Here is a 25111-nt window from a genome sequence, read left to right on the forward strand (position 1 = left end):
GAAGGCCGGTCAGAGGCTGCGCGAATTGTGGGCGGCGAAGTCCACGGCCCGCGGGCGGTAGCCGCTGGTGAAGAGGGGGGAGGAGATCACCATGTCGGCGGTCGCCTCGTTGCAGGCCATCGGGATGTTGTAGAGCGTGGCGAGGCGGGTCAGCGCCTTCACGTCCACGTCGTGGGGCTGGGCGGTCATCGGGTCCACGAAGAAGACGAGCAGGTCGATCCGGCCCTCCGCGATCATCGCGCCGATCTGTTGGTCGCCGCCCAGCGGACCGCTCTTCAGCGAGGTGATGTCCAACTGGGGGTGGGCCTCCCGGACCAATCGGCCGGTGGTGCCGGTGGACCAGAAGACGTTGCCCTCCAGCGCGTGGATGTTGGCACCGAGCCAGCCGATCAGATCCGGCTTGCGGGCGTCGTGGGCGACGAGGGCGATGCGTTTGCGGTCCACGGTGACGGTCCTTGCGGCTGTGCGCTCCGCGGTGGAGCTTCCTTCAATATACTAGTATACTGATGAGCGGTGCAACGCGCTTCCCGGTGGGACAAACTGGCGCGGAACCGGGGCGCCGCGCGGGGTGAAGGCGTTTGACCCACCCCGCCGGGTATTAGTATATTGCGATGAAGGGCGGACCGTCTGCGGCGTGAACCAGCGGGTTCGACGCCGGCATCCCGGAGCAGCGGCGCCCTGACTTTTCCTGGCAGGAGCGGGTGTTGAAAAAGGCGGCGCAGATATCGACGGCGGATTCCGGACAGGACGAGGGCGTCAGGACGCGGACCCGGCGCCGCACGGCGGCGGCGGTCGCCCGCCCGGCCCAGCGCGGCACCACCGTGGCCGCGACGATCTACCGCGACCTGCGCAACGAGATCGTCTCGCTCCGCCGCAAGCCGGGCGAGCCGGTCGCGGAGAAGGTGATCGCCCAGGATTACGGCGTCAGCCGCACCCCGGTGCGCGAGGCCGTGCTGCGTCTGGCGGACGAGGGGCTGATCGAGATCTTCCCGCAGTCCGGCACCTTCGTCTCCCGCATCCCGCTGGGCGCCCTGCCGGAAGCCATCGCCATCCGCAAGGCGCTGGAGGAGGCGACCGTCCGCTACGCCGCCAAGCGCGCCACCCGCAGCCAGATCGCCAAGCTGCGCGCCAACCTGGAACTCCAGCGCGAGATGGAGGCCGCCCAGAATTTCGAAGGCTTCCATCAGGCCGACGAGACCTTCCACGCGTTGCTGGCGGAGACCGCCGGCTATCCGGGATTCTGGAGCCTGACGCAGCAGGTGAAGGTGCAGGTGGACCGCTACCGCCTGCTGACCCTGCCGGTGCTGGGCCGGGTGCCGGACGTGATCGCCGAGCATTCGGTCATCATCGAGGCCATCGCCAACAACGACCCGGAGGCTGCGGCCAAGGCCATCGACCTGCATCTGGACTATCTCCAGGTCACCATCGCCGACGCGCAGAAGGCCAACCCGCTCTATTTCACCGCCCCCTCGGAAGACGAGGCCGAGCCGGTCTGACGTCATTGCACACATCCCCTCTCCCGGGGCGGGAGAGGGCATTGCGGCATTCTTAGGACTGACTGCTGGCTTGCGCTGTTGGTGTTGGGATGCATCTGTGGGCTAATATATCAGTCACGTTCCTCCCAACACCGCGCAAGACAGCCAGGAGACCGCGATGCAATCGCTCTACCGCGCCGATCCGGCCCGCTACACCGCCATGACCTACCGCCGCAGCGGGCGGAGCGGGCTCGACCTGCCGGCCATTTCGCTGGGGCTGTGGCAGAATTTCGGCGGCACCGACGTGTTCGAGACCGGGCGCGCCGTGCTGCGCCGGGCCTTCGACCGTGGCGTCACCCATTTCGACCTCGCCAACAATTACGGCCCGCCGCCGGGATCGGCGGAGGAGAATTTCGGGCGCGTCCTGGCGACCGACTTCAAGGCCCACCGCGACGAGCTGATCGTCTCCACCAAGGCCGGCTACGACATGTGGCCCGGCCCCTACGGGAGCTGGGGCTCGCGCAAGTACCTGACGGCCAGCCTGGACCAGAGCCTCAAGCGGATGGGGCTCGACTATGTGGACATCTTCTACTCGCACCGCGTCGATCCGCGCACCCCGCTGGAGGAGACGATGGGCGCGCTCGACCACGCCGTGCGGCAGGGCAAGGCGCTCTATGTCGGCATCTCCTCCTACTCGCCGGAGATGACCCGGCGGGCGGCGGTGATCCTCAAGGACCTCGGCACGCCCTGCCTGATCCACCAGCCCTCCTATTCGATGCTGAACCGCTGGATCGAGGGCGGTCTTCTCGACGCGCTGGAGGAGACCGGGATCGGCTGCATCGCCTTCTCGCCGCTGGCCCAGGGCATGCTGACCACCAAGTATCTGAACGGCCAGCCCACCGACGCCCGCGCCGCCAAGGGCGGCACGCTGAAGGCGCATTTCCTGTCGCCGGAGAATCTGGAGCGGGTGCGCGCCCTGGACGCCATCGCCCAGCGGCGCGGCCAGACGCTGGCCCAGATGGCCATCGCCTGGGTGCTGCGCGACCCGCGGGTGACCTCCGCCCTGATCGGCGCCCGCAACGTCGAGCAGCTCGACAACTCGCTCGACGCGCTGAAGAACACCGCCTTCACGCCGGAGGAACTGGCCGAGATCGACCGCCACGCCGTCGATGGCGGGCTGAACCTGTGGCAGAACTCGTCGAACGCCGAAGCCGGCTGATCCGCCGAACGCCGACATGAAAAGGGCCGCGCCGGGGATGCCGGCGCGGCCCTTTTTCGTGACCCTGTGGGCCTCAGCGCATCAGCAGATGGGGGAGCCAGAGGGAGAAGGTCGGAACGTAGGTGACGAGGAGGAGGGTGACGAAGAGGGCGCCGTAGAAGGGGGTGATGGAGCGCATGACCTGGCCGACCGAGACCTCGCCGATGGCGCAGCCGATGAACTGGGTGGTGCCGACCGGCGGGGTGTTGAGGCCGAGTGCGCAGTTGATCAGCATGACGATGCCGAACTGCACCGGGTCCATGCCGTACTGCATGGCAATCGGCAGGAAGATCGGCGTGCAGATCAGGATCGTGCTCGCCATGTCCATGAAGGTGCCGAGCAGGAACAGGATGATGTTGATCAGCAGGAAGATGACCAGCGGGTTGGTCGAGATGCCCGCCATCAGCTCGCCGGTGATCTCGGCCACTTGGTACAGCCCCATGATGTACTGGAACATCGTGGAGACGCCGATCAGCAGCAGGACCACGCCGGTCGTCTTGACCGTCTTGGCGGCCGCCGCCAGGAAATGGTCCCAGGTCAGCGTGCGGTAGACGAAGGTGGTGAGCAGCAGCGCGTAGATCACCGCGATGGAGGCGGACTCGGTGGCGGTGAAGACGCCGGACGTGATGCCGGCCAGGATGATCACGACGATGAGCAGGCCGGGCGCCGAGGCGGCGAAGGAGCGGCCCAGGATGGCCCAGCCGGGGAAGGTGCCGGCGGGGTAGCCGCGCTTGACCGCGACGTAGTAGGCCGCCCCCAGGTTGCAGACCATCAGCAGCAGGGCCGGGACGATGCCGGCGGCGATCAGCGCGCCGATGGAGGCTTTGCCGCCGGCGGCCAGCGCGTAGATGATCATGTTGTGGCTGGTCGGCATCAGCGCGCCGACGAGGGCGGCGTGGGTGGTGACGTTGACGGCGTAATCGGCGTGGTAGCCCTCGCGCTTCATCATCGGGATCATCACCGCACCCATGGCCGAGACGTCGGCGACGGGGGAGCCGGCGACGCCGCCGAACAGCGTGCAGGCGACGACGTTGGACATGCCGAGGCCGCCGCGGATGTGGCCGACCATGTTCTTGGCGGTGGCGACGATCTTGTCGGCGACGCCGCCGTGGAGCATCAGCTCGCCGGAGAAGACGAAGAAGGGGATGGCGAGGAAGGAGAAGACGTTCATGCCGGACATCATCTGCTGGAAGATGACGGCGACGGGGAGGCCCTCGTAGAGGATGGTGCAGAGCGCCGACAGGCCGATGGCGAAGGCGACCGGGATGCCCAGGACGAGGAAGCCGAAGAAGGTGACGGCGAGAATGGTCAGTTCCATGACGGCGCGACCTCCTCGCCGCGGATGATGGCGACGATGTGCTCGATGGAGAAGAGCACGATCAGGACGCCGGAGAGCACGAGCGGGATGTAGCGGACGGCTTCGGAGACGTGCAGGTTGGGAATGTAGTAGGAGGCGACGGAGGTGCCGAGCACCCAGCCGTTGTAGGCCATGCAGGCGCCGAAGACGCCGACGAGGGCGTAGATGACGATCTCGACCTTGCGGCGGATGGCGTCGGGGAGCATGACGAGGAAGGATTCCAGGCCGATGTGTCCGGCGTCGCGGACCCCGACGGCGGCGCCGATGAGGGTGACGTAGAGGACCAGCACGATGGCCAGGCTCTCCGCCCAGGTCGGCGAGTTGTTCAGCACGTAGCGGCCGAAGACCTGATAGAACACCACGCCCACGATGGCCATCAGGCCGACCATCGCCACGCACATCCCCGACCGCGCCAGCCGCGCGTTCACCCGCGTCAGCAGGCCCGCGCTCTGCGGGGGGCTGTGGTCCATTGCTTGCAGCTCGACATCCATGCCGCCGGCTCCCCTCAAAGGACGCGGCGCCGCCCTTCGGTCTGCCGAAGGGAAGCGCCGCGTTCGACTGTTCTTACTTCGTGTCCTGGATGCGCTTCACGAGGCCGTCCAGCTTCGGCGTGCTCGCGAACTGCTTGTAGACGGGAGCCATCGCGTCGATGAACTCCTGCTTGTTCGTGACCTCGACGATCTGGGCGCCGGCCTTCACGACCACGTCCTTGGACTTCTGCTCACGCTCGTCCCACAGCTTGCGCATGTAGGGGACGGAGTCCTTGGCGGCCTTGCGGATGGCGGCCTGGTCGTCCTTGGACAGGCGGTCCCACGAAACCTTCGAGAAGACCAGCACTTCCGGCGCCATCGCGTGCTCGGTCAGGGTGAAGTACTTGGCGGCCTCGAAGTGGCGCGAGGACTCGTAGGACGGGTAGTTGTTCTCCGCCGCGTCGACGATGCCGGTCTTCAGCGCCGTGTAGACCTCGCCGAAGGGCATCGGCGTGGCGTTGGCGCCCAGCGCCTGGATCATGGCGACGAACAGGTCGGACTGCTGGACGCGGATCTTGGCGCCCTTCATGTCGGCCAGCGTCTTGTAGGGCTTGGCGGCCGAATACATGCTGCGCGAGCCGCTGTCGTAGAAGGCCAGGCCGATCATGCCCTGGCTTTCCATGGCGGCGAGGATCTCGTCGCCGATCGGGCCGTCCAGAACGGCGCGCATGTGCTCGGTGGAGCGGAAGATGAAGGGCAGGGCCGTGACCATCGTCTCCGGGACGACGTTGTTCAGCGGTGCCACGTTGATGCGCATCATGTCGAGCCCGCCGATCTTCAGCTGCTCGATGGTGTCCTTCTCGGTGCCGAGCGCGCCGTTCGGGTAGACCTTCACGCCGAGCTTGCCGCCGGTCCGCTCCTTCAGGAGCTTGTCGACGTACTTGACGGCCTCGACGGTCGGGTAGTCGGCCGGGTGGATGTCCGCGGAGCGGAAGTCGCGGGCCACGACCGGGGTGGCGAGCAGGGTGCAGGCCGCGCAGGCGGCGAGAAGGGCGGCGCGGATACCGCGGGTCGAAAGATGCATAGCGTGTCCTCCTGGCGATTGTTCGGCAGCTTCAGGCTGGTTCTTTGGTTTGGACGGTTGGGTCCGGAAGCCGCCCGGCGCGTGTTCCCGCGCGCCGGGCAACGGGTGAAGGTCGGCGGGTGATCTCGTCAGGCGAGGAAGTCCTCGCGCGGGGGCGTGAAGATGTCGAGCAGGACGCCCGGCTCCAGCGCGACGACGCCGTGCAGGGCGTTGGACGGCACCATGTAGCCGTCGCCGGTGCCCAGCCGCCGGGTGACGCCCTCGATGGTGACGTCGAAGGCACCCTTTTCGACCACGGCGCACTGGACGTGCGGGTGGCGGTGCTGCGGTCCGATGGCGCCGGTCTCGAACTCGACGCGCACCATCATCATGGCGTCGTTGTGGCCGAGGATCTTGCGGCGCACCCCGGCGCCCAGGTCCTGCCACGCCACCGCCTCGTCGATCACGAAAACGTCCGTGCTCATCCTCGTCTTCCCCTTACAATCTTCGGCGGGCTCTGGTCGTTTGGCCCGTCAGCGGGCGAGCCAGCCGCCGTCCACCGGCAGGATCGTGCCGTGGACGTAATCGGACGCATCGGACGCCAGAAACACCGCGGGACCGCCCATGTCGGCGGGCTCGCTCCAGCGTCCGGCGGGGATGCGGGCCAGAATTTCGGCGTTGCGGCGCTCGTCGGCGCGCAGCGCGCTGGTGACGCTGGTCGCGACGTAGCCCGGCGCGATGGCGTTCACGTTGATGCCCTTGCCCGCCCATTCGTTGGCGAGCAGCCGGGTGATCCCGGCGATGCCGCTCTTCGACGCCGCGTAGGAGGGCACGCGGATGCCGCCCTGGAAGGACAGCATGGAGGCGATGTTGATGATCTTGCCCTTCCGCCCGTTCCCCAGCGCGTAGCGCCCGAAGGCCTGGCAGAGGAAGAAGACCGACTTCAGGTTCACGTCCAGGACGGCGTCCCAGTCGGCCTCGGTGAAGTCCAGCGGGTCGTCGCGGCGGATCAGCCCGGCGTTGTTGACCAGGATGTCCAGCCCGCCGAGCGTGCCGACCGCCTCCTCCATCACCGCGGGGATCGGGGCGATGCTGGACAGGTCGGCGGGGATCGCGGCGAAGCGGCGGCCCAGCCCCTCGACCAGCGCGCGCGTCTCGTCCGGCGCGGTGCGCCCGGCCACGGCGATGTCGGCGCCGGCCCGCGCCAGGGCGACCGCGATGGCCTGCCCGATGCCGCCGTTGGCGCCGGTGACCAGGGCGGTCCTGCCGGAGAGGTCGAAGGGGTTGGTCATGACGGGGTGCTTTCTGTCTTCGTCTTCGACGGGGTGTCCGGCTGCGCGCCGGAGAAGAAGAAGGGGTTGGCCCCCTGGGTGTTAGGTACGGACTCCAGCAGAGCGCCGAGATGGATCGTCATCAGCCGCTCCGCCTCGGCCGGGTCGCGCGCCGCGATGGCGTCGACGATGCCGCCGTGCTCGGCCAGCACATGCGGGATGCGGCCGGGCTCCGGCAGGGTCAGGCGGCGGTAGCGGTCCACCTGCATCTTCACCTGCTGGGCCATGTTCCACAGGCCGGGGAAGCCGGCGATCTCGGAAATCAGGCGATGGAATTCCTCGTCGGCCTCGTGGAAGCCGTCGAGATCGCCCGCCGCCATGGTCTCCTGCTGGAGCAGGATGTTGGCCCGCAGCGCTGCGATCTGGCTGCGCGCGGCACGGACGGCGGCGTAGCGGACCGCAGTGCATTCCAGCGAGGTGCGGATCACCACCGCTTCGGGCAGGGCATTGACCGGAATGCGGGAGACGAAGGTGCCGGACTGCGGGAAGATCTCGACCAGCCCGTCGTCGGCCAGCCGCAGCAGGGCCTCACGCACCGGGGTGCGGCTGACGCCGAAGGACTCCGCGACGTGCTTCTCCACGATGGGCTCGCCCGGCTTGCGCCGCATGGCCACGATGTCCCCGCGCAGCGACCGGTAGATCTCCGCGGTGGCCGTGGCGCGGGCGGACAGGCGCGGTTCCTTGACGGTTCCCAAGACGGTCTTGGGCGTCTTGCCGGGCACGGTCCCCGGAGCGGTTCCGGGTGGTTGGGCGTCCAGGGCGGGCCTGGAGGTCGAAGCCATTGCGATCCTCCCCATGCGCCGGCCCGTGCCCCCTCCGGGGCCGTTCCGTGCTGTTCCTTGAGGGAGAGCATATTAATATATCAGCGTGTCGCGCAAGCCGATTTTGAGGAAGGGGCGAACATTTTTTCAGAAAGGAGGGGAGGCGGTGATGCCGGAGGGTTCCGCCAGCGCGGGCGGCCCCGGCGGTTGAGCGTCGCAAGGGATTCACTGATGGTGCGTCTGATGGAGGGTGCGGCCTTCGCGCGCTCCGATGTTGCGGCAGGAGCCGGTGTGTGTTTGCGTGGCGTTCGCCCGGAGAATGCGAGGATATCCATGCCGCATGAGATGCACGAGGCCAATCGCAGGTCTTGGAACGCAGCGACTGTTGCGCACAACAGCCACAAAGGCGATCAGGCCAACTTCTTTCAGAAGGGCGGCAGCACGCTTTACGATGAAGAATTGACTTTGCTCGGCGACATTGCGGGCATGGATCTCCTGCACCTTCAGTGCAACGCCGGGCAGGACAGCTTGAGCCTCGCGAATCTTGGCGCCAGGGTGACAGGCGTCGACATCTCCGACGAGGCCATCGATTTCGCCTCCCGGCTTTCCAATGAAAGCGGCATTCCAGCCCGCTTCGAGCGCGAGGACCTGTTCGAATGGTTCGAGCAGGCGGCCAGGGACGGGCGGACCTTCGATCGCGTCTTCTCCTCCTATGGAGCCATCTGCTGGTTGTCGAACATCGACACGTGGGCGCGGGGCATCTCTTCGGTGCTCAGGCCGGGAGGGAAATTCGTCCTTGTGGAATTCCATCCCTACGCCATGGTTTTCAATGAGCAATGGCAGCCGCACTACGATTACTTCAGAACCGAACCCATCAGGGAGACCGGGGTGGGCGATTACGTGGCGGAGTCGCGCGACGGCTTGGCTCTTGAAGGTTATCAGGCCGGAATTGAGAACTTCGTCAACCCGCACCCTTGTTTCGAGTTCTACTGGGGAGTCGGCGACGTGGTGTCGTCGCTCATCCGTGCCGGACTGACTCTCGACCGGTTGGTCGAGTATCCCTATTCGAACGGCTGGCGCGGCTTCGAGAGCATGCGTGCGCTTGACGGAAAGCGCTGGGGGCCGCCGGAGACGATGCCCAGCATCCCTCTCATGTATGGTGTCGCTGCAGGCAAATGATTGGGGCGACCGCCGCTTCGGAGCGGAGTCGGTTTCCTGGCCGCCATGGAAAAGCGATTTCTGAAGGATCGCCGCGTGGATGCGCCATCATACGGTTGCCGTGCCGGACGCCGGTGGCGCAGAAGGCCAGCCGGACGCCACGTCCGATCGGGCGTCCCACCTTCTGCGCGGCGGCGGGCCGGACCCGGTGCGGCGACAGTTGAGGGTTGCTGAGGCTCCCAGACCCGGCCGGCGGGACCGGGGAGGACAGCCGTGCCCCCCCTCTTCCACGACGCTCCGCATGAGGACTTTCGCACTTGGCCCGTCGCTGACATCCTCTATGGCGGGGTCGGTGTCGTTGAAACCTTGCCACTCTTGCCACTCGTCGATCCGGCACGCATCGCGCTCAGCGGCTGGAGCCCGGGCGAGCTGCGCAGCTTATCGCCTGCCCCACCCTGATCACCCAGGTGGAGAGCGACGCCCTGTCGGCCGGCGCGGGCGCCGCCTTCGACGCGCTCACCGGCCCGAAGGCGCCGACCCGCCGCACAGCCGTTCCGTCAGTGATTGTCGCGCGGGATGCCCATCGTCTGGGCGACGCGCTGGTACTTGACGGCGGGTTTCAGCACCATGCCCTCGTCGAGCTGGTCGACGATGCCGCGCTGGATCTCCTGCCAGGGGGTCTGCGACGGCGGGATGGGGTAGCCGCCCGCGGCCTCCAGAGCGGCGCGGCGGTCGGCCAGCTCGCCCTCCGAAATCAGGATGTCGGCGCTGCCGCGGCGCAGGTCGATGCGCACCCGGTCGCCGCTGCGCAGCAGGGCCAGCCCGCCGCCCGCCGCCGCTTCCGGGGATGCGTTGAGGATGGAGGGCGACCCCGAGGTGCCAGACTGGCGGCCGTCGCCGATGCAGGGAAGGGAATGGACGCCCTGTTTGATCAGCGTGGCGGGGGGCCGCATGTTCACCACCTCCGCCGCCCCCGGATAGCCGATGGGGCCGGTGCCGCGGATGACCAGGATGGTGTAGGCGTCGATGCCCAGGCCGGGGTCGTCGATGCGGTGATGGTAGTCCTCCGGCCCGTCGAAGACGACGACCTTGCCCTCGAACGCCTCCGGGTCCCGGGGGTTGGACAGGTAGCGTTCGCGGAACTCGTCGGAGATGACGCTGGTCTTCATGATGGCGGCGTTGAACAGGTTGCCGCGCAGCACCACGAACCCGGCGTTGATCTTCAGCGGCTCGTCGATGGGATGGATCACCCGGGTGTCGAGAATCTCCGTATTGCGGCAATTCTCGCCGATGGTCCGGCCGTTGACGGTGGGCGCCCCCTCGCGGATCAGCCCCTTGCCCATCAGCTGGGCAACGACCGCGGGCACGCCGCCGGCGCGGTGGAAGTCCTCGCCCAGATACTCGCCGGCCGGCTGGAGGTTGACCAGCAGCGGCACGTCGTGCCCGTGGGTCTGCCAGTCCTCCACCGTCAGCGGCACGCCGATGTGCTTGGCGATGGCGTTGATGTGGATCGGGGCGTTGGTCGAGCCGCCGATGGCGGAGTTGACGACGATGGCGTTGAGGAAGGAGTCGCGGGTCAGGATGTCGGACGGCTTGAGGTCCTCGCGGACCATCTCCACGATCCGCTTGCCGGTCTCGTAGGCGGCCTGCTGGCGCTCGCGGTAGGGGGCGGGGATGGCTGCGGAGCCGGGGAGCTGCATGCCCAGCACCTCGGCCAGCGAATTCATCGTGGAGGCCGTGCCCATCGTGTTGCAGTAGCCGGTCGAGGGGGCCGACGACGCCACCAGCTCGATGAAGCCCTGATAGTCGATCTCGCCGGCCGCCATCATCTGGCGGGATGGTGCCGGAGCCGGTGCGCTCGCCGCGGAACCAGCCGTTCAGCATCGGGCCGACCGACAGGGCGATGGCCGGGATGTTCACGGTCGCCGCGGCCATCAGGCAGGCGGGGGTGGTCTTGTCGCAGCCGATGGTCAGCACCACCCCGTCGAGCGGGTAGCCGTGCAGCACCTCGACGAGGCCGAGATAGGCGAGGTTGCGGTCGAGCGAGGCGGTCGGCCGCTTGCCGGTCTCCTGGATCGGGTGGACGGGGAACTCGATGGCGATGCCGCCGGCGGTGCGGATGCCCTCGCGCAGGCGTTCGGCCAGGACCAGATGGTGCCGGTTGCAGGGGCTGAGGTCGGAGCCGGTCTGGGCGATGCCGATGATCGGGGCGCCCGATTGCAGCTCCTCCCGCGTCAGTCCGAAGTTCAGGTAGCGCTCCAGATAGAGCGCGGTCATGTCGGGGTTGTCGGGGTTGTCGAACCACGCGCGCGACCGCAGCCGCCGGCCGGAGCCGATTTCCGGGTGCTGGGGAGAGGGCTTCGTATCGGACATGTCGGCACCAATTCGGGTTGGGGGCGCGGACCGGGGTCGGCCGGCGCCGGGGTCGTTCGGAGCCTCGTTCGGGGCGTCGTTGGGAGTCGGCCGGGCGACGTGCCCGGCGCTTTACCAGTGGAAGGCGTCGGTGGTGCGCCAGCGCCCGACCAGACAGGCGTCGGCCACCAGTTGCAGCGGACGGGCGTCGACGTCGCCGGCCGCGTCCGCGATCAGATGGTGGAAGCGTCGGTAGATGCCCTGGTACTCGGCGTCGGGCTCGGCCAGCACGGGCACGCCGTCCACACTCAGCCGCGTGCCGCCATGGGTCAGGTCGAGCCGCCCACCCTCCGCCCCGATGCCGTCCGTTTCGATGGCGATGGTCCAGGTCTGCTCGCCCTCCTGGAGGAAGTCGAAGGCGGCCGTCACTATCCCGACGGCGGAGCCCGCAGCCCCCTCCATCCTCAGGGTGGCGGCGATGGGCGTGTCGCGGTTGGCGGGGACCCGCAGCTCGGCGTCGCGGACGACGACGGGGGCCGGCAGGATCTCGGTCAGGATCGACAGGGCGTTGATGCCCGGATCGAAGACGCCGAAGCCCCTCGCCGCGAAGATCCAATCCTGGCCCGGATGCCAGCGTCGCACGTCCTCCTTCCAGGTGATGGCGGCGTGGCGGACGGTGGCGCCGGCCAGCCGCCGCCGCGTCTCCTCGACCGCCGCGTTGAAGCGGGAATGCCACGCGGCGAACAGCGTGCGCTTGGCGCCCTCCGCCGCGTCGAGCAGCAGGCGCAGCTCCGTCAGGGTGGCGGCCGGCGGCTTCTCGATCAGGACATGTTTGCCGGCGCGCAGCGCCTCCACCGTCAGGGCATGGCGGACGGCGGGCGGCGTGCAGATCGCCACGGCGTCGAGGCCGGGCAGGGCGGCCAGCATCTCCGCCTGGCTGCGGAAGACCGGCACGTCGCCGAGCCCAATCTCCTCCATGGAGGCGCCGTGCGGGCTGACCACCGCGGCGAGGCGGAACAGGCCGGTGGCGGTGATGGCCGGGACATGCTGGTCGCGGGCGATCTTGCCGAAGCCGACGATGCCGAGCGTGAGCGGGGCGGGACGGGTCATGACGGTCCTCACGCCTTGTTCTTGTTGTAGACGTCGATGGTCACGGCGGCGAGCAGCACCATCCCCTTGATGACCTGCTGCCAGTCGATGCCGATGCCCAGGATCGACATGCCGTTGTTCATCACGCCCATGATGAAGGCGCCGATCACCGCACCGGTCACCCGGCCCACCCCGCCCGACGCCGAGGCGCCGCCGATGAAGCAGGCGGCGATCACGTCCAGCTCGAACGAGACGCCGGCCTTCGGCGTGGCGGTGTTCAGGCGCGCGGCGAAGATCAGCCCGGCCAGCGCCGCCAGCACCCCCATGTTGACGAAGGTGTAGAAGCTGAGACGCCGCGTGTCGATGCCGGACAGCTTGGCCGCCTTCTCGTTGCCGCCCAGCGCGTAGACGCGCCGACCCACCGTGGTGTTGCGGGTGACGAAGCTGTAGAGCGCGATCAGCACGCTCATGATGATCAGCACGTTGGGCAGGCCGCGGTAGGAGGCCATCAGCTGCCCGACATAGAGCAGGACGGCGGCCAGCGCGACGTTCTTCGCCACGAACAGCGGCAGCGGCTCCTGCTCGATGGCGACGCTCTGCCGGCGCAGGCGTGCCATGGTGTTCATCACCACCAGCGCGGTGGCGACCGCCCCGCAGAGCAGCAGGCTGGTGAGGTGGAACCTGCCCATGTTGAAGGCGTCGAGCGCCAGGAAATCCGGGATGAAGCCGGAGCTGAGGCGCTGGAACTCCACCGGGAAGGGACCGACCGACTGGCCGGCCAGCAGGATCAGGCACAGGCCGCGGAAGACCAGCATGCCGGCCAGCGTCACGATGAAGGAGGGGATGCGAAGATAGGCGACCCAGAAGCCCTGCACCGCCCCGATCGCCGCCCCGGCCAGCAGGCACAGCAGCGTCGTGGTGACGAAGTCCAGGTGGAGCCGCACCATCAGCGTCGCCGCCAGCGCGCCGATGAGGGCGACGACCGAGCCCACCGACAGGTCGATGTGCCCGGCGACGATCACCAGCAGCATGCCCAGCGCCATGATGACGATGTAGCTGTTCTGCAGCACGAGGTTGGTCAGGTTCAGCGGCTGCAGCAGCGTGCCGTCGGTCATGTACTGGAAGAACAGGACGATCGCGACCAGCGACAGCAGCATCCCGTACTCGCGCATGTGCGCCTTCACGAACCGTCCCATGGACACCCGCGGGCCGCGCGCCGGAAGGTTGAGTTCGGCACTCATGGCAGAGCCTCCCCGGACATCAGCGTCTCGCCGGAGCGCATGATCGCCCGCATGATTTTCTCCTGGCTGGCCTCCGCCGCCGGCATCTCGGCGACCATTTCGCCGGCGTTCATCACGTAGATGCGGTCGGCGACGCCCAGCAGCTCCGGCATCTCCGAGGAGATCAGGACGACGCCCCGGCCCTCGGCGACCAGCTGGTTGATGATGGTGTAGATCTCGTACTTGGCGCCGACGTCGATGCCGCGGGTCGGCTCGTCGAGAATCAGCACCTGCGGGTCGGCGAACAGCCACTTGCTGAGCACGACCTTCTGCTGGTTGCCGCCCGACAGGTTGACCGTCTCCTGGAACACGCCGGCGCAGCGGATGCGCAGCCGGCGCCGGAACTGCTCCGCCACCTGGATCTCGCGCTCATGGTCGATGACCCAGCGTTTCGCCACCCCTTTGAGGTTCGCCAGCGTGACGTTGTGGCGGATGTCGTTGTCGAGCACGAGGCCGAGATGCTTGCGGTCCTCCGTCGCGTAGGCGAGGCCGTTCGCCATGGCCCGGCTGATGGTGGAGACGTCGATCTCCCGCCCGCCGAGGAAGGCCTGCCCGCGGATGTTGCGGCCGTAAGAGCGGCCGAACAGGCTCATCGCGAACTCGGTGCGACCGGCGCCCATCAGCCCGGCGATGCCCACCACCTCGCCGCGGCGGACGGTCAGGTTGACGTCGCGGACGACGCGCCGGCCGGGATGGGCCGGGTGGTCGGCGCTCCAGCCCTTGACCTCGAACAGCACCTCGCCGGGCACGGTGGTCCGCCTGGGGTAGCGGTCCGACAGCGCGCGCCCGACCATGCCGCGGATGATGCGGTCCTGGCTGACCACGGCCTCGCGGCAGTCCAGCGTCTCCACCGTCGTGCCGTCGCGCAGGATGGTCACCCGGTCGGCGACCTTGGCGATCTCGTTCAGCTTGTGCGAGATGAGGATGGAGGCGATGCCGCGCGCCTTGAACTGCAGCAGCAATTCCAGCAGGGCGTCGCTGTCGCTCTCGTTCAGGCTGGCGGTCGGCTCGTCCAGGATCAGCAGCTTGACCTCCTTGGACAGCGCCTTGGCGATCTCCACGAGCTGCTGCTTGCCGACGCCGATGTCGGTGATCAGGGTTTCCGGCGGGTCGTGCAGCCCGACCAGGCGCAGCAGCTCCCGCGCCCGCAGGGTGGCGGCGTCCCAGTCGATCACCCCCCGTTTCGCCTGCTCGTTGCCGAGGAAGAGGTTCTCGGTGATCGACAGCAGCGGGACGAGCGCCAGCTCCTGGTGGATGATGATGATGCCCAGCCGCTCGCTGTCGGCGATGCCGCGGAAGGCCTGCGGTTGGCCGCGGAAGCGGATTTCGCCGTCGAAGCTGCCTTGCGGGTAGACCCCGCTCAGCACCTTCATCAGCGTCGATTTGCCGGCGCCGTTCTCGCCGATCAGCGCGTGGATCTCGCCCTCGCGGACCGACAGGTTGACGTTGTCGAGCGCCTTCACGCCGGGAAAGGTCTTGGTGATGCCGCTCATCTCCAGGATCGGCATCGCCAGACTGGACCGCTCCAGGATGGAGTCCATGAACACCTCCGAGGAACCTGCGATCGCCCGAGCACACCTCAGGCCGGCGGCGGGGCGCTCGCATTTTCAATCCCCTCTCCCCCCTGGGGAGAGGGTTAGGGTGAGGGGGTTGCGCTTTTGCCGGACGCACCGTCACGCGCATCCCCCTCACCGGCCCTCCGGGCCACCCTCTCCCCGCTTTCGGCGGACCGAAGGTCCGCCTGTCGCGGCAGCGCAAACGAAGTTTGCGCGTGAGCGGAGGGGAGAGGGCTATGAAAGCCGCATGGCGTCCGCCCCGCGCCGCCGCGTCATTTGAACTGCGCTTCGGTGTAGTAGCCGCTGCCGACCAGCGTGCTCTTCCAGTTGGACGCGTCCACGCTGACCGGCTTCAGCAGGTAGGCCGGGACGACCTTCTTGCCGTTGTCGTAGGTCTTGGTGTCGTTGACCGGGGGCGTGCCGCCGCCCAGCACCGCGTCGACCATCTCCACCGTGATCCGGGCCAGTTCGCGGGTGTCTTTGAAGACGGTGGCGCGCTGCTCGCCCGCCAGGATCGACTTGATCGAGGGCACCTCGGCGTCCTGCCCGGTCACCACCGGCATCGGCTGCGACGGCGAGCCGTAGCCGACCCCCTTCAACGAGGAGATGATGCCGATGCTGATCCCGTCGTAGGGCGACAGCACGGCGTCGACGCGGCGGTTGCCGTAGAAGGCGCTCAGCAGGTTGTCCATGCGGGCCTGGGCGGTGGCGCCATCCCAGCGCAGGGTGGACACCTTATCCATCCCCACCTGACCGCTGCCCACCTTCAGCTTGCCGCTGTCGATGTAAGGCTGCAGCACCGACATGGCGCCGTTGTAAAAGAAGTAGGCGTTGTTGTCGTCGGGGGAGCCGCCGAACAGCTCGATGTTGAAGGGACCCTTGCCGTCCTTCAGGCCCAGCGCGTCGACGATGTAGCTGCCCTGGAGCACGCCGACCTGGAAATTGTCGAAGGTCGCGTAATAGTCCACGTTCTCCGACCCGCGGATCAGCCGGTCGTAGGCGATGACCTTGACCCCGCGGTCCTTGGCCTGCTGAAGCACGTCGGTCAGCGTCGTGCCGTCGATGGCGGCGATCACCAGGACCTTGCTGTTCTTGGCAACCATCGTCTCGATCTGGGCGAGCTGGTTGGGGATGTCGTCCTCGGCGTATTGCAGGTCGGTCTTGTAGCCCTTGGCCTGGAACTGCTTGACCATGTTGTTGCCGTCGTCGATCCAGCGGGCCGAGGACTTGGTGGGCATCGCGATGCCGACGGTGGGCTTGTCCTGCGCCAGGGTCGGCGTGGCGGCAACGGTGAGGGCCAGCACGCCGACGGCCATCCCGGCCAGTGTGGTCGTGAACGAAGAAGACATGGGCCGATTTCCTCCCCCTTCTGCGGCACCGGGTTGGCCACACCCGCGGCTCTTGAACGGGTGTCGGGTGGCGCAATGTTTGTAAGGCTAGCAATCGGCCGAAAAACCATAACTGTCAAATACGATTATTGGCGGAATCCATACACATTTCGATATCACTTGAAGAGCCCGGCTGCGGCGTTTCCAGCGCGCGTCGCATCTTGGCGTCGGACGCCGCGCGCAGAGCGGCCAGGGCGGTGCGGGCGCCCGGCGACAGCGGGCGGTCCTTCAGCCAGAAAATGCCGTAGGGCTCGACGCTGAAGCGCTTGTGGAAGGGCACGATGGTGCAGCTGCCGGTGGGGGAGAACACCTGGGCGAGCGCGCGGGCGAAGACGGTGACCGAATCGTTCTCGACCACCATCGCCAGCGAGATGACCGGGGAGGCGCTTTCGATCACCTTGCGCGGCGGCGGAACCCCCTCGGCGCGGAACAGCGCCTCCACCCGGCTGCGCAGCAGGCTGCCCAGGGGCTGGAGAATCCAGGTGGCGTCCACCAGATCGGCGGCGGTCAGCGGGCGGCCGAGCCGCAGCAGCGGGTGGCCGTCGCGGCAGACGAAGCACAGCTCCTCGCTGCTGATCTCCTGATAGTCGAAGCACGCGGCGTCGACATGGTCGGGCAGGCGGCCGATCGCGAAATCCATCACGCCCTGTTGCACCCGCTCGGCCAGCACGTCGCTGGTCTCCACCGCCACGGCGATCTTCAGGTCGGGATGGTCGCGGGTCAGCGTGGTGATCACCGGCACCACCAACTCCACCGCCGGGGCCATCACCGTGCCGATGGAGACGCTGCCGCTGTGGCCGGCCAGCAGGTCGTTCAGCTCCTCCCCCGCCTCCTGCAGGCCGCTGAGGATCGCCCGCGCGTGGCGGATCATCAGGCCGCCGTACCAGTTCGGCTCAACGCCGCGGCCATGGCGCTCGAACAGGGTGACGCCCAGCGACTCCTCAAGGTCGCCCAGCAGCTTCGAGGCGGCGGGCTGCGACATGGTCAGGCTGGCGGCGGCGCGGTGCAGGTTGCGGTGCTCGTCCAGGGCGACGAACAGCTGGAGATGGCGCAGCTTCAGCCGGGCCTTGAGGAACCAGTTGGCCGGGAAACGGTGCGGGGTCACGGGCGGGGGCCTCCGGTCTGGCGACGCCGCCGGCATACGAAATCTCGTATCGCCGACGCCGATATTCGTATTGGACGATTATCAGAACGCTCTCTAATGTTGGCGTGGTCAACAAAATTCAGAACGGGACCGCGAGGGGGAGGCGAGACGGCATGCCGCAGGAGGTTCGTTGCGTCTGGCCCGCCCGGGCGCTCCTGGGCGAAGGCCCGCTGTGGGCGCCGGGGCAGGGCGCCGTCTTCTTCGTCGACATCCACGGATCGCGGATCCTGCGCTACGGGCTCGACGACGGGTCCCAAGCGGACTGGGCGCTGGAGGACGCCGCCTGCTGGCTGGTGGAGTGCGCCGATGGCGACGGCTTTATCGCCGGGCTGCGCTCGCGCCGGGTGGTCCGCTTGCGGTTGGAACCGGGTCGCGTGGTGATCGCCGCAGAACTGGCGCGGATCGACCCCGACCGGCCGGGCAACCGGCTGAACGACGCCAAGGCCGACGCGCAGGGGCGCCTGTGGATCGGCAGCATGGACGACGGAGAGAAGACGCCGTCCGGCGCCTTCCACCGGCTCGACCCCGACGGTTCGATCGCGCGTGTGGACGAGGGCTACACCGTCGCCAACGGCCCGGCCCTGTCCCCGGACGGGCGGACACTCTACCACACCGACAGCGCGGCGCGGACGATCCACGCCTTCGATGTCGACGACGCGGGGCGGCTGTCCGGCAAGCGCGTCCACATCCGCTTCGCCGAGGCCGACGGCTATCCCGACGGCATGACCTGCGACGCCGAGGGCGGCCTGTGGGTCGCCCATTGGGACGGCGGGCGGGTCAGCCGCTTCCGGCCCGATGGCACGCTGGACCGAGCGATCGCGCTGCCGGTGTCGCGGGTCACCTCCTGTGTCTTCGCCGGCCCCGCCCTCGACCGGCTGTTCGTGACCACCGCGGCGCACGGCATCGGCCGCGACGGCCGCCCCGACGAACCGCTGGCCGGCGCGCTGTTCGAGTGCGATCCCGGTGGCGTACGCGGCCTGCCGCCCGGCCGCTTCGGGCGCCCGCCGGGCTGACCGGCTCCTCCGCAAACCGATCCGGCCCGCAAATCACCCGACAGAAGGACTCCAACGGCCATGGCCTCCAGCGCCCGCCCCTACCGGGGAGTGTTCCCCGTCGTTCCCACCATCTTCACCGAGACGGGGGACCTCGACCTCGCCGGGCAGACGCGCTGCGTCGATTTCATGATCGACGCCGGCTCCGACGGCCTGTGCATCCTCGCCAACTTCTCCGAGCAGTTCGTGCTGACCGACGCCGAGCGCGACGTGCTGATGGAGACCATCCTCGGCCACGTCGCCGGGCGGGTGCCGGTCATCGTCACCACCACCCATTTCAGCACCGCCGCCTGCGCCGCGCGCAGCCGCCGCGCCCAGGAGCTGGGGGCCGCCATGGTGATGGTCATGCCGCCCTACCACGGCGCCACCATCCGCGTGCCCGAGGCGGGCATCGTCGCGTTCTTCCAGCGGGTGTCCGACGCCATCGACATCCCGATCATGATCCAGGACGCCCCGGTCAGCGGCACCGCGCTGTCGGCGGAGCTGCTGGCCCGCATGGCGCGGGAGATCGCCAACGTCGCCTACTTCAAGGTCGAGGTGCCTCAGGCCGCCGCCAAGCTGCGCCGGCTGATCGAGCTGGGCGGCGACGCCATCGAAGGGCCGTGGGACGGCGAGGAGGCCATCACCCTGCTGGCCGACCTCGACGCCGGGGCCACCGGCGCCATGACGGGCGGCGGCTATCCCGACGGCATCCGCCAGATCATCGACCCGTTCCTGGCCGGCGACCGCGAGGCGGCGGTGGCGGCCTACGGGCGCTGGCTGCCGCTGATCAACCACGAGAACCGGCAATGCGGCCTCGCCACCGCCAAGATCCTGATGAAGGAGGGCGGCATCATCGCCTGCGACGCCGTGCGCCACCCGCTGGCGGACCCGCACCCGGCCAGCCGCGCCGGCCTGCTCGACGCCGCCCGCCGCCTCGACCCGCTGGTCCTGCGCTGGGCGCGCTGAGGACGGCGCCACCCCTCGCCAAACCGGGAGACCCATGATGACCATCACCGGCGAGATGCTGATCGGCGCCGAATGCCACCGCGGCTCCGACGGCGCGTTCCGCGCCGTCGATCCCGCCACCGGCGCGGAGCTGGAGCCGGTCTTCGGCGGCGGCGGGGCGGCGGAGGTCGAACGCGCCTGCGCGCTGGCCTGGGCCGCCTTCGACGCCTTCCGCGAGACCGGGCTGGAGGCGCGGGCCGCCTTGCTGGAGACCATCGCCGCGAACATCCTCGACCTCGGCGACGATCTGATCCTCCGCGCCATGGCCGAGAGCGGCCTGCCGCGCCCCCGGCTGGAGGGAGAGCGCGGGCGCACCGTCGGCCAGCTCCGCCTATTCGCCGCGGTGGTGCGGGAGGGGAGCTGGATCGGCGCGCGCATCGACCCGGCCCAGCCGGAGCGCAAGCCGTTGCCGCGTCCCGACGTCCGGCAGCGCCACATCCCGCTCGGCCCGGTCGCGGTGTTCGGCGCGTCGAATTTTCCGCTGGCCTTCTCGGTGGCCGGGGGCGACACCGCGTCGGCGCTGGCCGCCGGCTGCCCTGTGGTGGTCAAGGGCCACTCCGCCCATCCCGGCACGTCGGAGCTGGTCGGCCGGGCCATCCAGGCGGCGGTGGCCTCCTGCGGATTGCCCGAGGGCGTCTTCTCGCTGCTGTTCGGCGTCGGCAACCCCATCGGAACGGCGCTGGTTTCCGACCCGCGCATCAAGGCGGTGGGCTTCACCGGCTCGCGCGGCGGCGGCTTGGCTTTGATGGAAGCGGCGGCCCGCCGGCCCGAACCGATCCCGGTCTATGCGGAGATGAGCAGCATCAACCCGGTCTTCCTGATGCCGGCGGCGCTCGCCGCGCGGGCGGAGGCGCTGGGCAAGGGCTTCGTGGCCTCGCTGACCATGGGCGCCGGCCAGTTCTGCACCAACCCCGGCATCCTGCTGGGCGTCGACGGGCCGGACCTCGACCGCTTCCTGGCCACCGCGGTGGATGCGCTGGGCGGCAGCGCCGCCTCGACCATGCTGACCCCGGCCATCCAGGCCGCCTACGATTCGGGGGTGGCGCGGCTGTCCGGCAGCGCCGCCGTGGCGACGCTCGCCCGCGGGCTGGCCTGTTCCGGCCCCAACCAGGCGCAAGCGGCTTTGTTCGGCACGACGGCCGACGCCTTTCTCGCCGACCCGGCTCTGCAGGACGAGGTGTTCGGGGCGGCGTCGCTGCTGATCCGTTGCCCGGACGTCGCGGCGATGCGGACCGTCGCCGAGCGGCTGGAGGGCCAGCTCACCGCGACCGTGCAGATGGAGCCGGCGGACGGCGCCGCCGTGGCCGCGCTGCTGCCCACGCTGGAGCGCAAGGCGGGCCGCATTCTGGCCAATGGCTGGCCGACCGGGGTGGAGGTCTGCCACGCCATGGTGCATGGCGGGCCCTTCCCGGCGACCTCGGACAGCCGGACCACCTCGGTCGGCACCTTGGCGATCCGGCGCTTTCTGCGCCCGGTCTGCTACCAGGACATTCCCGCCGCCCTGCTGCCGGAGGCGCTGCGCGACGGCAACCCGCTCGGCCTGTGGCGGCGGATTGACGGCGTGCCGGGACAGGAGTGAGGGAAGGACCGGCAACGCTTTGCCCGCACCGGGCGATCATGCCGGTTTCGGTATCGCTTCGGTCGATAATCGTATTGGACAGATATGGTTTTCGACGCCTAATGTTGGCTCAACGAACAGATGCGAGCGGGCACAGGCGGGTCGCCGGGGCTGCCCGGATCGATGACAAGACACCCAGGGGAGTGAAACGGTATGTCCAGGACATGGCTGATCTCCGCCGCTGCCGCCGCGGCCTTGTTGATCGGGCTCGGCGGTGCGCAGGCCGCCGACAAGAAGCTGGTGGTCGGCTTCTCGCAGATCGGCTCGGAATCGGGCTGGCGCGCCGCCGAGACCAAGACCGCCAAGACGGAGGCGGAGAAGCGCGGGATCGACCTGAAGATCTCCGACGCCCAGCAGAAGCAGGAGAACCAGATCAAGGCCGTGCGCTCCTTCGTCGCCCAGGGCGTGGACGCCATCTTCATCGCCCCCGTGGTGGCGACCGGCTGGGATTCGGTGCTGAAGGAGGCCAAGGAGGCGAAGATCCCCGTCGTCCTGCTCGACCGCCAGATCGAGACCAGGGACCCCGGCCTCTACATGACCGCCGTCACCTCCGACACGGTGCTTGAGGGCCGGGTCGCCGGCGAGTGGCTGGCCAAGCAGACCGGCGGCACCTGCAACGTGGTCGAACTGCAGGGCACCGTCGGCTCCTCCCCCGCCATCAACCGCAAGAAGGGCTTCGACGAGGTCGTCGCCAAGAATCCCGGCATGAAGATCATCCGCACCCAGTCCGGTGACTTCACCCGCGCCAAGGGCAAGGAGGTGATGGAGAGCTTCATCAAGGCGGAGAACGGCGGCAAGGGCATCTGCGCGGTCTACGCCCACAACGACGACATGGCGGTCGGCGCCATCCAGGCGATCAAGGAGGCCGGCTTGAAGCCGGGCAAGGACATCCTGGTCGTGTCCATCGACGGCGTGCCCGACATCTTCAAGGCGATGGCCGACGGCGAGGCGAACGCGACCGTGGAGCTGACGCCGAACATGGCCGGTCCGGCCTTCGACGCGCTGATCGCCTTCAAGAAGGACGGCAAGGCGCCGCCGAAGTGGATCCAGACGGAATCGGCGCTGTTCACCCCCGACACCGCCAAGGCCGAGTACGAACGCCGCAAGGACGCCTACTGACCCGGCCGTCCCACGGCACCGCCGGCGAGGCCCCCCGCATGACGGACCCCACCCCCACCGCGTCCCCGCCGCTGCTGGCGATCCGCGGCCTGTCCAAGGCCTTCCTGGGCGTCCAGGCGCTCGACGGCGTGGATTTCACCGTGCGCCACGGCGAGATCCATGCGCTGCTCGGCGAAAACGGCGCCGGCAAGTCGACGCTGATCAAGACGCTGACCGGCGTCTACCAGCGCGACGCCGGCACCGTAACGCTGGAGGGGCGGGCGATCGCCCCCCGCGGCGTGGAGGAGGCGCAGCGCCTGCACATCGGCACCGTCTACCAGGAGGTGAACCTGCTGCCGAACCTGTCGGTGGTGGAGAACCTGTTCCTCGGCCGGCAGCCCATGCGCTTCGGTCTGGTCGACCGCGGCGCCATGCGGCGGCGGGCGCGGGCGGTGCTGATCCCCTACGGCCTGTCCCTCGACGTGACGGCGCCGCTCGGCCGCTTCTCGGTGGCGACGCAGCAGATCGTCGCCATCGCCCGCGCGGTGGACATGTCGGCCAAGGTGCTGATCCTCGACGAGCCGACCGCCAGCCTGGACGCGCAGGAGGTGGCGGTCCTCTTCAAGGTGATGCGGACCCTGCGCTCGCGCGGGATCGGCATCGTCTTCGTCACCCATTTCCTCGATCAGGTCTATGCGCTGTGCGACCGCATCACCGTGCTGCGCAACGGCCGCCTGGTCGGGGAGCGGCGCACCGCCGAGCTGCCGCGCCTCGACCTCGTCGCCATGATGCTGGGGCGGGAGCTGGAGGCGGCGGCCCACCGCATCGCCCCGCCGGACGATGAGGGGGATGAGGACGCCCGGCCGCCGCTGGTCCGCTTCCGCGGCTACGGCAAGGCGCGCAGCGTCGAGCCCTTCGACCTCGCCATCCGCCCCGGCGAAGTGGTGGGGCTCGCCGGGCTGCTCGGCTCCGGCCGGACGGAGACGGCGCGGCTGGTCTTCGGCATGGACCGCGCCGACCGGGGCGAGGTGGCGGTGGACGGCCAAGCGGTGCGGCTGCGCGGGCCGCGCGACGCCATCCGGCTCGGCTTCGGCTTCTGCCCGGAGGACCGCAAGAAGGAGGGCATCGTCGGCGCGCTGTCGGTGCGCGAGAACATCATCCTGGCGCTCCAGGCGCGGCAGGGCTGGCTGAGGCCGATCCCGCGCCGCCGTCAGGAGGAGATCGCCGACCGCTTCATCCGGCTGCTCGACATCCGCACGCCGCACGCGGAGCAGCCGATCCAGCTCCTGTCCGGCGGCAACCAGCAGAAGGCGCTGCTGGCCCGCTGGCTGGCGACCGAGCCGCGCCTGCTGATCCTCGACGAGCCGACGCGCGGCATCGACGTGGGCGCCCACGCCGAGATCATCCGCCTGATCGAGCGGCTATGCGCCGACGGCATGGCCCTTCTGGTCGTCTCGTCCGAGCTGGAGGAGATCGTCGCCTACAGCCGCCGCGTCGTCGTGCTGCGCGACCGCCGCCATGTCGCGGAGCTGAGGGGAGGGGAGGTCGCCGTGGACCGCATCGTCGCCGCCATCGCGTCGGAACCGGCCGTGGCCGGGGAGCCGCGCCCATGACGCGGCCGGCCCCCGGCCCGTCGCGCAACCTGCCGCAATACGGCGCGCTGGCCGCCGTGCTGCTGGCCAACTGGCTGCTCTTCCCCGATTTCTTTTCCATCCGGCTGCAGGACGGCCGGCTGTTCGGCAGCCTGATCGACGTGCTGAACCGCGGCGCCCCGGTGGCGCTGCTCGCCATCGGCATGACCATGGTCATCGCCACCCGCGGCGTCGACCTGTCGGTGGGCGCGGTGATGGCGATCTCCGGCGCGGTCGCCGCCACCCTGACCCAAGCGGGCTGGGGGCTCGCCCCGGTGCTGGCGGCATCGCTGGCGGCCGGCCTGCTCTGCGGCCTGTGGAACGGGCTTCTGGTGGCGGTCCTGCGCATCCAGCCGATCGTTGCCACCCTGATCCTGATGGTCGCCGGCCGCGGCATCGCCCAACTGGTCACCGAGGGGCAGATCGTCACCTTCACCAGCCCCGGCCTCGCCTTCATCGGCAGCGGGTCCTTCCTGACGGTGCCGATGCCGGTGGTCATCACCGCCGTCCTGCTGGGGGTGACCGCGCTGCTGGTCCGGATGACCGCGCTGGGGCTGATGATCGAGGCGGTCGGGGTCAACCGGCTGTCCAGCGCCGGGGCTGGCGTCAACACGCCGGTCGTGCTGATCGCCGTCTATGTCTGGTGCGGCCTGTGCGCCTCGGTCGCCGGTCTGGTGGTCGCCGCCGACATCCGCGGCGCCGACGCCAACAACGCCGGCCTGTGGCTGGAGCTGGACGCCATCCTGGCGGTGGTGGTCGGCGGCACCTCCCTGCTCGGCGGGCGGTTCGGGCTGCTGCTGTCGGTGGTGGGCGCGCTGACCATCCAAGCGATGAACACGGGCATCCTGCTGAGCGGCTTCAAGCCGGAGTTCAACCTGATCGTCAAGGCGGGCGTCCTGATGGTGGTCCTGCTGCTGCAGTCGCCGACCCTGACGCTGTTCCTGCCTCGCCCGGCCGGCCACCGGCCCGCCCAGCCGCCGGTCCGGCCGCCGACACCGCCACGGGCCAAGCCCGAGAGCCCAAGCCCGAGCGCGGGAGCGTGA

The 25111-nt window shown here is 69.1% G+C and carries 21 protein-coding genes and 1 pseudogene; 9 read left to right on the plus strand and 13 right to left on the minus strand.

Annotated elements, in window-relative coordinates:
• Positions 1 to 9: 9 nt before the first annotated feature.
• Entirely contained in the window at positions 10 to 444 is a 435-nt protein-coding gene (locus D3869_RS27570; RefSeq protein WP_137107255.1) for a methylglyoxal synthase, read from the minus strand.
• 260 nt (positions 445 to 704) lie between these two features.
• Here D3869_RS27570 and D3869_RS27575 point away from each other — a divergent pair, with 260 nt between their 5' ends.
• Entirely contained in the window at positions 705 to 1496 is a 792-nt protein-coding gene (locus tag D3869_RS27575) for a GntR family transcriptional regulator (protein WP_247896020.1), read from the plus strand.
• Positions 1497 to 1653: 157 nt separating this feature from the next.
• Positions 1654 to 2694 (plus strand): L-glyceraldehyde 3-phosphate reductase, encoded by a 1041-nt coding sequence (gene mgrA / locus D3869_RS27580; protein ID WP_137142893.1) that lies wholly within the window; start codon positions 1654 to 1656, stop codon positions 2692 to 2694.
• 73 nt (positions 2695 to 2767) lie between these two features.
• Here the strand turns inward: mgrA and D3869_RS27585 are convergent, their stop codons facing one another.
• The 6 genes from D3869_RS27585 to D3869_RS27610 all read right to left on the minus strand — a co-directional run bounded on the left by D3869_RS27585 (position 2768) and on the right by D3869_RS27610 (position 7736).
• Positions 2768 to 4051, minus strand: coding sequence for a TRAP transporter large permease (locus tag D3869_RS27585; protein ID WP_137142894.1), 1284 nt, complete (start codon positions 4049 to 4051; stop codon positions 2768 to 2770).
• Complete coding sequence (locus D3869_RS27590) at positions 4042 to 4581, minus strand: TRAP transporter small permease (RefSeq protein WP_137142895.1); 540 nt, start codon at positions 4579 to 4581, stop codon at positions 4042 to 4044. The genes D3869_RS27585 and D3869_RS27590 overlap by 10 nt, the downstream gene beginning before the upstream one ends.
• A gap of 73 nt (positions 4582 to 4654) precedes the next feature.
• Positions 4655 to 5644, minus strand: coding sequence for a TRAP transporter substrate-binding protein (locus D3869_RS27595; RefSeq protein ID WP_014199983.1), 990 nt, complete (start codon positions 5642 to 5644; stop codon positions 4655 to 4657).
• A 128-nt stretch (positions 5645 to 5772) separates the two neighbouring features.
• Entirely contained in the window at positions 5773 to 6108 is a 336-nt protein-coding gene (locus D3869_RS27600) for a cupin domain-containing protein (RefSeq protein ID WP_137142896.1), read from the minus strand.
• Between the two features lie 48 nt (positions 6109 to 6156).
• A complete protein-coding gene (gene kduD, locus D3869_RS27605; RefSeq protein WP_137142897.1) occupies positions 6157 to 6915 on the minus strand; it encodes a 2-dehydro-3-deoxy-D-gluconate 5-dehydrogenase KduD in 759 nt (252 codons plus the stop codon).
• Positions 6912 to 7736, minus strand: a complete 825-nt coding sequence (locus D3869_RS27610) for a GntR family transcriptional regulator (RefSeq protein WP_137142898.1) — start codon at positions 7734 to 7736, stop codon at positions 6912 to 6914. Before D3869_RS27610 ends, kduD begins: the two co-directional genes overlap by 4 nt.
• Positions 7737 to 8048: 312 nt before the next feature.
• Between D3869_RS27610 and D3869_RS27615 the strand changes: the two genes are divergently transcribed.
• On the plus strand, positions 8049 to 8894 hold the full coding sequence (locus D3869_RS27615) for a class I SAM-dependent methyltransferase (protein ID WP_137143143.1): 846 nt from the start codon (positions 8049 to 8051) through the stop codon (positions 8892 to 8894).
• Positions 8895 to 9430: 536 nt separating this feature from the next.
• Here the strand turns inward: D3869_RS27615 and D3869_RS27620 are convergent.
• The 6 genes and pseudogenes from D3869_RS27620 to D3869_RS27650 form a co-directional block, all read right to left on the minus strand.
• Positions 9431 to 11246: pseudogene (locus D3869_RS27620) on the minus strand (IlvD/Edd family dehydratase).
• 111 nt (positions 11247 to 11357) lie between these two features.
• Positions 11358 to 12335, minus strand: a complete 978-nt coding sequence (locus D3869_RS27625) for a Gfo/Idh/MocA family protein (RefSeq protein ID WP_137142899.1) — start codon at positions 12333 to 12335, stop codon at positions 11358 to 11360.
• Between the two features lie 8 nt (positions 12336 to 12343).
• Positions 12344 to 13555: a multiple monosaccharide ABC transporter permease gene (mmsB, locus tag D3869_RS27630; protein ID WP_137142900.1), complete on the minus strand. Its 1212-nt coding sequence runs from the start codon at positions 13553 to 13555 to the stop codon at positions 12344 to 12346.
• Entirely contained in the window at positions 13552 to 15135 is a 1584-nt protein-coding gene (mmsA, locus tag D3869_RS27635) for a multiple monosaccharide ABC transporter ATP-binding protein (protein WP_137142901.1), read from the minus strand. Before mmsA ends, mmsB begins: the two co-directional genes overlap by 4 nt.
• A gap of 287 nt (positions 15136 to 15422) precedes the next feature.
• The gene (gene chvE / locus D3869_RS27645; protein WP_247896063.1) at positions 15423 to 16466 is read right to left on the minus strand and encodes a multiple monosaccharide ABC transporter substrate-binding protein; all 1044 of its coding nucleotides are present in this window, start codon (positions 16464 to 16466) and stop codon (positions 15423 to 15425) included.
• 148 nt (positions 16467 to 16614) lie between these two features.
• Positions 16615 to 17643: a LysR family transcriptional regulator gene (locus D3869_RS27650; RefSeq protein ID WP_137142902.1), complete on the minus strand. Its 1029-nt coding sequence runs from the start codon at positions 17641 to 17643 to the stop codon at positions 16615 to 16617.
• A 152-nt stretch (positions 17644 to 17795) separates the two neighbouring features.
• Between D3869_RS27650 and D3869_RS27655 the strand changes: the two genes are divergently transcribed.
• The 6 genes from D3869_RS27655 (at position 17796) to D3869_RS27680 (ending at position 25111) form a co-directional block, all read left to right on the plus strand.
• Positions 17796 to 18695: an SMP-30/gluconolactonase/LRE family protein gene (locus tag D3869_RS27655; protein WP_137142903.1), complete on the plus strand. Its 900-nt coding sequence runs from the start codon at positions 17796 to 17798 to the stop codon at positions 18693 to 18695.
• 60 nt (positions 18696 to 18755) lie between these two features.
• A complete protein-coding gene (locus D3869_RS27660; protein ID WP_137142904.1) occupies positions 18756 to 19682 on the plus strand; it encodes a dihydrodipicolinate synthase family protein in 927 nt (308 codons plus the stop codon).
• A gap of 34 nt (positions 19683 to 19716) precedes the next feature.
• The gene (locus tag D3869_RS27665) at positions 19717 to 21300 is read left to right on the plus strand and encodes an aldehyde dehydrogenase (NADP(+)) (protein ID WP_175426644.1); all 1584 of its coding nucleotides are present in this window, start codon (positions 19717 to 19719) and stop codon (positions 21298 to 21300) included.
• Positions 21301 to 21492: 192 nt separating this feature from the next.
• Positions 21493 to 22458: a galactofuranose ABC transporter, galactofuranose-binding protein YtfQ gene (gene ytfQ / locus D3869_RS27670; protein ID WP_137142905.1), complete on the plus strand. Its 966-nt coding sequence runs from the start codon at positions 21493 to 21495 to the stop codon at positions 22456 to 22458.
• A gap of 38 nt (positions 22459 to 22496) precedes the next feature.
• On the plus strand, positions 22497 to 24050 hold the full coding sequence (ytfR, locus tag D3869_RS27675; protein WP_137142906.1) for a galactofuranose ABC transporter, ATP-binding protein YtfR: 1554 nt from the start codon (positions 22497 to 22499) through the stop codon (positions 24048 to 24050).
• Positions 24047 to 25111 (plus strand): ABC transporter permease, encoded by a 1065-nt coding sequence (locus D3869_RS27680; protein WP_137142907.1) that lies wholly within the window; start codon positions 24047 to 24049, stop codon positions 25109 to 25111. Before ytfR ends, D3869_RS27680 begins: the two co-directional genes overlap by 4 nt.

The organism is Azospirillum brasilense, from assembly GCF_005222205.1.
GTDB classification, from domain to species: domain Bacteria; phylum Pseudomonadota; class Alphaproteobacteria; order Azospirillales; family Azospirillaceae; genus Azospirillum; species Azospirillum brasilense_G.

Bases quoted from the DNA above. Each gene is read 5' to 3' on its own strand.
- mgrA (WP_137142893.1), top strand. From the start codon at position 1,654: ATGCAATCGCTCTACCGCGCCGATCCGGCCCGCTACACCGCCATGACC.
- D3869_RS27585 (WP_137142894.1), bottom strand. From the start codon at position 4,051: ATGGAACTGACCATTCTCGCCGTCACCTTCTTCGGCTTCCTCGTCCTG.
- D3869_RS27590 (WP_137142895.1), bottom strand. From the start codon at position 4,581: ATGGATGTCGAGCTGCAAGCAATGGACCACAGCCCCCCGCAGAGCGCG.
- D3869_RS27595 (WP_014199983.1), bottom strand. From the start codon at position 5,644: ATGCATCTTTCGACCCGCGGTATCCGCGCCGCCCTTCTCGCCGCCTGC.
- D3869_RS27600 (WP_137142896.1), bottom strand. From the start codon at position 6,108: ATGAGCACGGACGTTTTCGTGATCGACGAGGCGGTGGCGTGGCAGGAC.
- kduD (WP_137142897.1), bottom strand. From the start codon at position 6,915: ATGACCAACCCCTTCGACCTCTCCGGCAGGACCGCCCTGGTCACCGGC.
- D3869_RS27610 (WP_137142898.1), bottom strand. From the start codon at position 7,736: ATGGCTTCGACCTCCAGGCCCGCCCTGGACGCCCAACCACCCGGAACC.
- D3869_RS27615 (WP_137143143.1), top strand. From the start codon at position 8,049: ATGCCGCATGAGATGCACGAGGCCAATCGCAGGTCTTGGAACGCAGCG.
- D3869_RS27625 (WP_137142899.1), bottom strand. From the start codon at position 12,335: ATGACCCGTCCCGCCCCGCTCACGCTCGGCATCGTCGGCTTCGGCAAG.
- mmsB (WP_137142900.1), bottom strand. From the start codon at position 13,555: ATGAGTGCCGAACTCAACCTTCCGGCGCGCGGCCCGCGGGTGTCCATG.
- mmsA (WP_137142901.1), bottom strand. From the start codon at position 15,135: ATGGACTCCATCCTGGAGCGGTCCAGTCTGGCGATGCCGATCCTGGAG.
- chvE (WP_247896063.1), bottom strand. From the start codon at position 16,466: ATGGCCGTCGGCGTGCTGGCCCTCACCGTTGCCGCCACGCCGACCCTG.
- D3869_RS27655 (WP_137142903.1), top strand. From the start codon at position 17,796: ATGCCGCAGGAGGTTCGTTGCGTCTGGCCCGCCCGGGCGCTCCTGGGC.
- D3869_RS27660 (WP_137142904.1), top strand. From the start codon at position 18,756: ATGGCCTCCAGCGCCCGCCCCTACCGGGGAGTGTTCCCCGTCGTTCCC.
- D3869_RS27665 (WP_175426644.1), top strand. From the start codon at position 19,717: ATGATGACCATCACCGGCGAGATGCTGATCGGCGCCGAATGCCACCGC.
- ytfQ (WP_137142905.1), top strand. From the start codon at position 21,493: ATGTCCAGGACATGGCTGATCTCCGCCGCTGCCGCCGCGGCCTTGTTG.
- ytfR (WP_137142906.1), top strand. From the start codon at position 22,497: ATGACGGACCCCACCCCCACCGCGTCCCCGCCGCTGCTGGCGATCCGC.
- D3869_RS27680 (WP_137142907.1), top strand. From the start codon at position 24,047: ATGACGCGGCCGGCCCCCGGCCCGTCGCGCAACCTGCCGCAATACGGC.